At 73.3% G+C, this 6220-nt stretch carries 5 protein-coding genes and 1 pseudogene; 2 read left to right on the forward strand and 4 right to left on the reverse strand.

Annotated elements, in window-relative coordinates; translation table 11 throughout:
• From CCN44_RS17275 to CCN44_RS17285, 3 genes and pseudogenes are all read right to left on the reverse strand, one after another.
• Positions 1 to 908, reverse strand: a pseudogene (locus CCN44_RS17275) (hydrolase); the annotation flags it as partial.
• A 337-nt stretch (positions 909 to 1245) separates the two neighbouring features.
• Positions 1246 to 1623: a hypothetical protein gene (locus CCN44_RS17280; protein ID WP_030739759.1), complete on the reverse strand. Its 378-nt coding sequence runs from the start codon at positions 1621 to 1623 to the stop codon at positions 1246 to 1248.
• Positions 1624 to 1626: 3 nt separating this feature from the next.
• On the reverse strand, positions 1627 to 1866 hold the full coding sequence (locus CCN44_RS17285) for a hypothetical protein (RefSeq protein WP_059246801.1): 240 nt from the start codon (positions 1864 to 1866) through the stop codon (positions 1627 to 1629).
• Between the two features lie 180 nt (positions 1867 to 2046).
• Between CCN44_RS17285 and CCN44_RS17290 the strand changes: the two genes are divergently transcribed.
• A complete protein-coding gene (locus tag CCN44_RS17290) occupies positions 2047 to 2559 on the forward strand; it encodes a methylated-DNA--[protein]-cysteine S-methyltransferase (protein WP_059246800.1) in 513 nt (170 codons plus the stop codon).
• Positions 2560 to 2669: 110 nt separating this feature from the next.
• Here CCN44_RS17290 and CCN44_RS17295 read toward each other — a convergent pair whose 3' ends face one another.
• A complete protein-coding gene (locus CCN44_RS17295; protein WP_086698164.1) occupies positions 2670 to 5762 on the reverse strand; it encodes a glycoside hydrolase family 2 TIM barrel-domain containing protein in 3093 nt (1030 codons plus the stop codon).
• A gap of 277 nt (positions 5763 to 6039) precedes the next feature.
• Between CCN44_RS17295 and CCN44_RS17300 the strand changes: the two genes are divergently transcribed.
• The coding region (locus CCN44_RS17300; RefSeq protein ID WP_143649815.1) for a PAS domain-containing protein at positions 6040 to 6220 on the forward strand (181 nt) is incomplete at its 3' end.

Consider the following 6220-nt stretch of genomic DNA (forward strand, 5'->3'; position numbering starts at 1 on the left):
GCCCGGCGCCGCCCGCCGCCGCGCCGGCGTCCGCCGGAGCGCCGGGAGCCGGTGCGGGTGCGGGCGGGGCCCGGGCGGCGGCCGGGGCGCGTGTCGAGGTAGCGGCGGGCGCCCCAGCCGAGCACGGCCTCGGCGAGCAGCACGCCCAAGGCGGCGTCCACGTGGCCCAGTTGCTCGGCCGCGTGCCGGCAGTAGGCGCAGCCGGCCAGGTGCTCCTGGACGTCGGGCAGCAGCGCGCCGCCCCTGCGGATCGGGGCGTCGAGCAGGCGGTTGTAGTAGCGGCACTCCTTGCCGGGCGCGAGTTCCCGGTGGGCGCGCACCAGGCCCTCGCGGAATCTCTCCCGGGCCTGTTCGAGCGCGGCCGACGCGCTCTGCGTGTCCACACCGAGCAGTCCGGCGGGCACCTGCGGCGGCTCGGCCTCGACCTCGGTGTGCCACAGCAGGGCCTGTTCCAGCCGGGAAAGGGCGTGGAACGCGCGGTCGGAGAGGGCGCGGTTCTCCGGTATCAGCGTCTGCGCGGTGCGCATCCCGCGGCCTCCGGCGGGTTTCCCGAGTCCGGGGAGTACGGCGGTGATCCGGTCGGTGCCGGACCAGTTGACGACCGTGTCCCGGACGGCCACCAGCAGGCGGGGCCGCAGCGCGTCCGCGGGTTCGCCGAGCGCCAGCCGGCCGAGGACCTGGTGGAAGGCGGTGGCGGTGACCATGTGGGCGAGGGGTCCGGCGGCGGCCAGGCAGATGACCGCGTACTCCTGGGCCGGCTGCCAGTGCCGGGCCATCAGGAGGGCGGCCGACCGGGAGGCCTCCGCGTCGGAGCCGGCCCGCAGCGGGCCGGCGAGGAACTCGTCGGATTCCCCGGGTTCGGCGCCGGACGGCGGATAGGGAGGACGAGGGGGGTGGGGGGTGAGCACGGAGCGGATTCCTTCTGGCGCGTGGTGCGAGCGGAACTTCACCGCGCTCGAAACCCTTGCACACCTTCCACACGAGCAACAAGGCGCACGGACGACATCGCCGTACGTGAAGGGAAGTCAGGGGCAGGGCGGTTGCCAGGGCTTGGCGGAAAGGCGGCCGGATTCCGCATGCGCCCCGTGTGAAGGGTGCGCACGCACCGGCCGTCCTCGCACGCTCCCGGAGCGGGCGGCCCGGTAGTGGACTGGGAGCCGGTCCTCCCCGGATGGCCCCGTCCCCGGCCGGCGTCCCCGGCGGCTTCCCCCGCCGGCCGGGGCGGGGCCGGTCACCGCGCGGTCGTCAGATCTGCCAGGAGCGGAGCCGGTCGGCGGCGCCGTACACGTCGGTCTTGCCGGAGATCAGGTCGCGGGCCAGGTCGACGAGGGCGCCGTAGGGCGGGTCGATGCCGACACCGCTGACGAACATGTAGGCCACGGCGGTCGCGCAGGCGAACCGGGCGTTGGCCGCGGGCAGCGGCTTGAGCACGGCGAGGGTGTGCAGCAGCGCGGCGGCGCGCCAGGCCGGGTCGGAGTCCACGCCGAGCCGGGGCGGGTCGACCCGGTGCCGGGCGACGGCGGCGACCAGCGCGGAGAAGTCGTCCACGGCGGGCTGGTCGGGCAGGACCTCCTCATGCCGCTGGAGCAGCCACGGGACGTCGATGTGGATGACGGAGGGCATCACTCAGGCGGCCTTGCCCGTGCCGGGGCGCTCGTCGTCCGGGAAGGCGGCGGCGAACTCCTCGGCGTGGCCGGCGAAGAAGCGGCGGAACGCCTCCGCGCCCTCCTGCAAGGCCCGGTGCCGGGCGATGTCGGCGGCGGCGGCCTCGCGCACGAGGGCCTTCATCGACGTACCGCGCTCCTTGGCGATCTGCCGCAGGTCCTCTAGTTCCCGTTCGCTGAACTCCACATTGAGAGCTGGCATGCCCCACACGGTACCGCGCAGGTACTCAGGCGTAAATACCCGCAGGTCAGGGGTGATCTCATGCGGTACCGACCGGAGCCGAGAGCCCTGTCCGATTCCCGCCGGTGACGCGGCGGGCGGCGCGGCAGACTCGACTGCACGGAACACCTCGACAGCACGGCACGAGCCGCAGGAGCACCGATGCAGCCGCACACCGTTCACACCGTCCGTCCGAGCCCGCTGGGCGACCTGCTGCTGACCGGATCCGTGTCCCCGGCCGGTGACCTCACGCTCACCGCGCTCTTCCTGCCCGGGCAGCGGGGCACGCCCGCCGTCCGTGCCGAGGACCGGGACGACCGGCTCTTCGCCGCGGCGCACCGGCAGCTGGACGCCTACTTCGCGGGCCGCCTGACCCGTTTCGAGCTGCCGCTCTCCCCCGCCGGCAGCCCGTTCCAGCGGGCCGTGTGGCAGGCCCTGGACGACATCCCGTACGGCACGACGAGCACGTACGGCGAACTGGCCGCCCGGCTCGGCCTGCCCCGGTCCGAGCTGCGCGCGGTCGGCCGGGCCCTCGGCGCGAATCCCCTGCTGCTGCTCCGCCCCTGCCACCGGGTGATCGGCGCGGACGGCTCGCTGCGCGGATACGCGGGCGGCGTCGAGCACAAGCGGTGGCTGCTCACGCACGAGGGCGCGCTGCAACCGACACTGCTGTGAGGGCAGGATCCTGACGCTCGGGCCCCGCACCCGGCGTCAGGCGGCTCAGTAGCCCGCGGCGAGTACGCCCGCCGGGCCGGCCGCCGCGATGCCGGGGCGCCAGAGACGGATCAGAGGTCCAGCCTGCTGATCCGTACCGCCCCTTTGGCCTCGCCGGGGTACGCGCTGGTGAGCGTCAGCCGCAGCCGTGAGCCGCGCACCGCGTCGAAGGTGATCACCGTCGGGCTGTCGGAGGCGTCGGCCCAGTCCACCCGCGCACCGGTCACCGGGGTGTAGGCGTGCCCGTCCCACACCGCCACCTCGGCCCGTGCGGGCAGGGTGTGGCCGGCGTCGACCGTGAAGGAGACCGCCACCCGGTCGAAGGTCCGGGTGCGCCCGAAGTCGACCGACACCCAGTCCTCGGCCCGCGCCCCGCGGAACGCGGGCAGCAGCGCGGTCGCCGCCTTGACGAACGCGTTGGACCAGCCGGTGGCCGGGTCGCCGTCGAGCATCGCGGCGGGCAGGGTGTCCGGGCGGCCGGAGTAACTGGCGTCCGCGCGGGGGTAGTCGGGCGGCGCCGGATGGTCGGGCCGGAAGACGGCGGGTGCGGTGGTCGCGGCCGGGCGGGCCGGGGTGGTGCGCAGCCGGGCCGTGTCCGGGCGCAGGCCGGCCGCCCGGGCGGTGACCTTCAGGGTGCCGGCCACGGTGCCGGACCGGACGATGGCGAGGGCCTTGCCGTGGAAGGCGGTGCGGGTGCTCGCCTGGTAGCGCTCGGCGCTCTCCTGGCGGCCGTTGTCGACGCCGGCCAGGGAGCCGCCGCTGACGTCGAAGGCGATGAGGTGCCCGGCGTCGGGCACGACCACGCCGTGCGCGTCGACGATCTCGGCGGTGACGAAGGCGAGCGCGCGGCCGTCGGCGGCGAGCGAGGTGCGGTCGGCGGTGAGGCGTACGGCGTGCGGGGCGCCGGCCGTACGCAGCACGTCGGTGGCGACGACCCTGCCGTCCCGCCGGGCCACCGCCTTCAGCTCGCCGGGCCGGAACGGCACTTTCCAGGTCAGGTGGAGTTTGCCCGCGCTGCCGTTGGGACTGGTGTAGCTGCCCGGGTAGGGGCCGTCGGTGAAGGTCTTGTCGTCACCGGTGGGCTCGGTGGTCTCCAGGTAGGTGCGGCCGTCGGTGGTCCGCTTGACGTCGAACTCCCGGACGCCGAGGGACTTTCCGTCGAGGAACAGCTCGACGGAGGGCACGTTGGCGTACGCCCAGACCTCGACGGTCTCCCCCTCCCGGTGGTTCCAGCTCATCGGCAGCAGGTGGACCATCGGCTCGGTCGTCCACTGGCTCTTGAAGAGGTGGTACATGTCCTTGGGGAAGCCGGCCGTGTCCACCGCGCCGAAGAAGGACGCCTTGACCGGGAAGACGTCGTACGGGGTCGGCTCGCCGATGTAGTCGATGCCGGACCACAGGAACTGGCCCGCGAACCACTTACGGTCCCGGTCCTTCTTGTGCCCGTACTCGCCGCTCATCGTCCAGGAGGCGAGGTTGTTGTCGTACGAGGAGACCTCCCGCTTGCCGGGCGTGTGGTTCTCGCCCGTGTTCAGGTGCTCCGGCTCCTGGTAGGTGCCGCGGGTCGAGGTCTCGGAGGAGGACTCGGACTCGAAGAGGAAGAGGTGCGGGTACGTGGCGTGCAGGGCGTCGACCGACTTGGCGGTGTTGTAGTTCAGGCCGAGGCCGTCCAGCTTGGCGAGCATGCGGTCGGCCGGGGAGCCGGCGGCGGGCACGCTGTGGTACTTGTTCGAGCCGATGACCAGCGGCCGGGTGGCGTCGGCGGCCTTGATCGCGCCGATGATCCGGTCCGCCATGGCGAGCCCCGCGGTGGAGGTGGAGTCGGGGATCTCGTTGCCGATGGACCACAGCAGCACGGCGGGCGAGTTGCGGGCGGCCAGGACCATCTCGGTGGCGTCCCGCTCGCACCACTCGTCGAAGAACCGGCCGTAGTCGTATCTCGTCTTGCCGGTGCGCCAGCAGTCGAAGGCCTCCACCATCATCACGATGCCCAGCTCCTCGCAGACCCGGATCATCTCCGGCGAGGGCGGGTTGTGGGAGGTGCGCAGGGCGTTGACGCCCATCGACTTCATGATCCGCATCTGCCGGCGCACGGCGTCGATGCTGCTCGCCGCGCCGAGGGCGCCCTGGTCGTGGTGGAGGTCGACGCCCTTGATCTTGGTGTGGCTGCCGTTGAGGGAGAAGCCCTCGTCGGGGTCGAAGCGGAACGTGCGGATGCCGAAGGACGTGCGGCAGGTGTCGGTGGTGCGGCCCCCGACGCGCAGCTCGGTGTGCAGGGTGTAGCGGTGCTCCGGGGTCGCGAAGTCCCACAGCAGGGGCTCGGGGACGGTGAGTTCGTGGGTCACGGCGGCCTCGTCCGCGACGGCGGCCGTACCCGCCGTACGGGCGACGGTCCGGCCGTCGGGGTCGGTGATCCGGGAACGGATCTCCACCTCCGCGCCGGCGCCGGACGCGTTGCGCACGGTCGTCCGCACCCGGACCAGCGCCCGGTCCGCGGAGATCTCCGGGGTGGTGACGTACGTGCCCCAGCGGGCCACGTGCACCGGTTCGGTGATCACCAGGCGGGCCTCGCGGTAGATGCCGCTGCCGGAGTACCAGCGGCTGCTCGGCAGCTGGTTCTGCACCTTGACCGCGAGCACGTTGGGGGTGGTGCCGTCGGTGTGCACGAGATCGGTGAGGTCGAGGGCGAAGCCGGTGTACCCGTACGGGTGATGTCCCACCTGGGTGCCGTTGCAGTGGACGTACGCGTCCATGTAGACGCCGTCGAACTCCACCGAGACGCGCTTGCCGGCCCAGGCCGGCGGGAGCGTGAAGGCGAGCCGGTACCAGCCGAGGCCGCCCGGGAAGAAGCCGGTGCCGCTGGTGGTGCCGTGCTCGGTCGTGGGGGTCTGCTCGATGCTCCAGTCGTGGGGTACGGCGACCTCGCGCCAGTCGCCGTCGTCGTGGTCGGGGTCGGCGGCGCGGGCATAGGCGCCGGTCGGGTCGGTGAGGCCGCCCGGGTCGACCAGGGCGAAGCGCCAGCCGTCGCGCAGCGGCACGGTGTGGCGTCCCCCGGCGGCGGACGCCTCGGCGGCGTGCGCGGCCGGGGCGGGGATGCTCAGGAGCGTTCCGGTCGCGGGCGCTGCCGCGGCTGTGACCAGAACCGATCTGCGCGTGACGGTCATGGGCGGCTCTCTCTCATCAGGGCCCAGAAGTACTCACAACTGATCGTGAACAAACAGATTCTGACGGTGAGCCACACACGATCGTCAAGGGTTCTGACCCGTACGGCCGCCCTCGGTCACAGATGGGCCGGATCTCCCCCTTGACCATGCCCGCAACCGTGTTCGACCGGTCGGCCAGGCGGCCCGGCCCGGCGTTCAGGGGCCCGCCTGAAGCACTACGCTGGGGCACGGGTGGTGCCACCTGATCACTGTGAGTGTGCGCTTGGGAGCGTCGACGATGAGCCGGGTCTATCCGTTCGACGAGGCGGCGACGGCCCGGGCCGTCATCGGCGACGACGGCACGCTGACGGAGTGGAACGAGGGCGCCCGCCGCCTGCTCGGCCACCCGCCCGCCGCCGTCCTGGGCCGCCCCGCCGCCGAGCTGCTGGCCGATACCGACCCGCCGGCCCCGCCGTCGG

The sequence above is a fragment of the Streptomyces tricolor genome (assembly GCF_002155905.1).
GTDB classification, from domain to species: domain Bacteria; phylum Actinomycetota; class Actinomycetes; order Streptomycetales; family Streptomycetaceae; genus Streptomyces; species Streptomyces tricolor.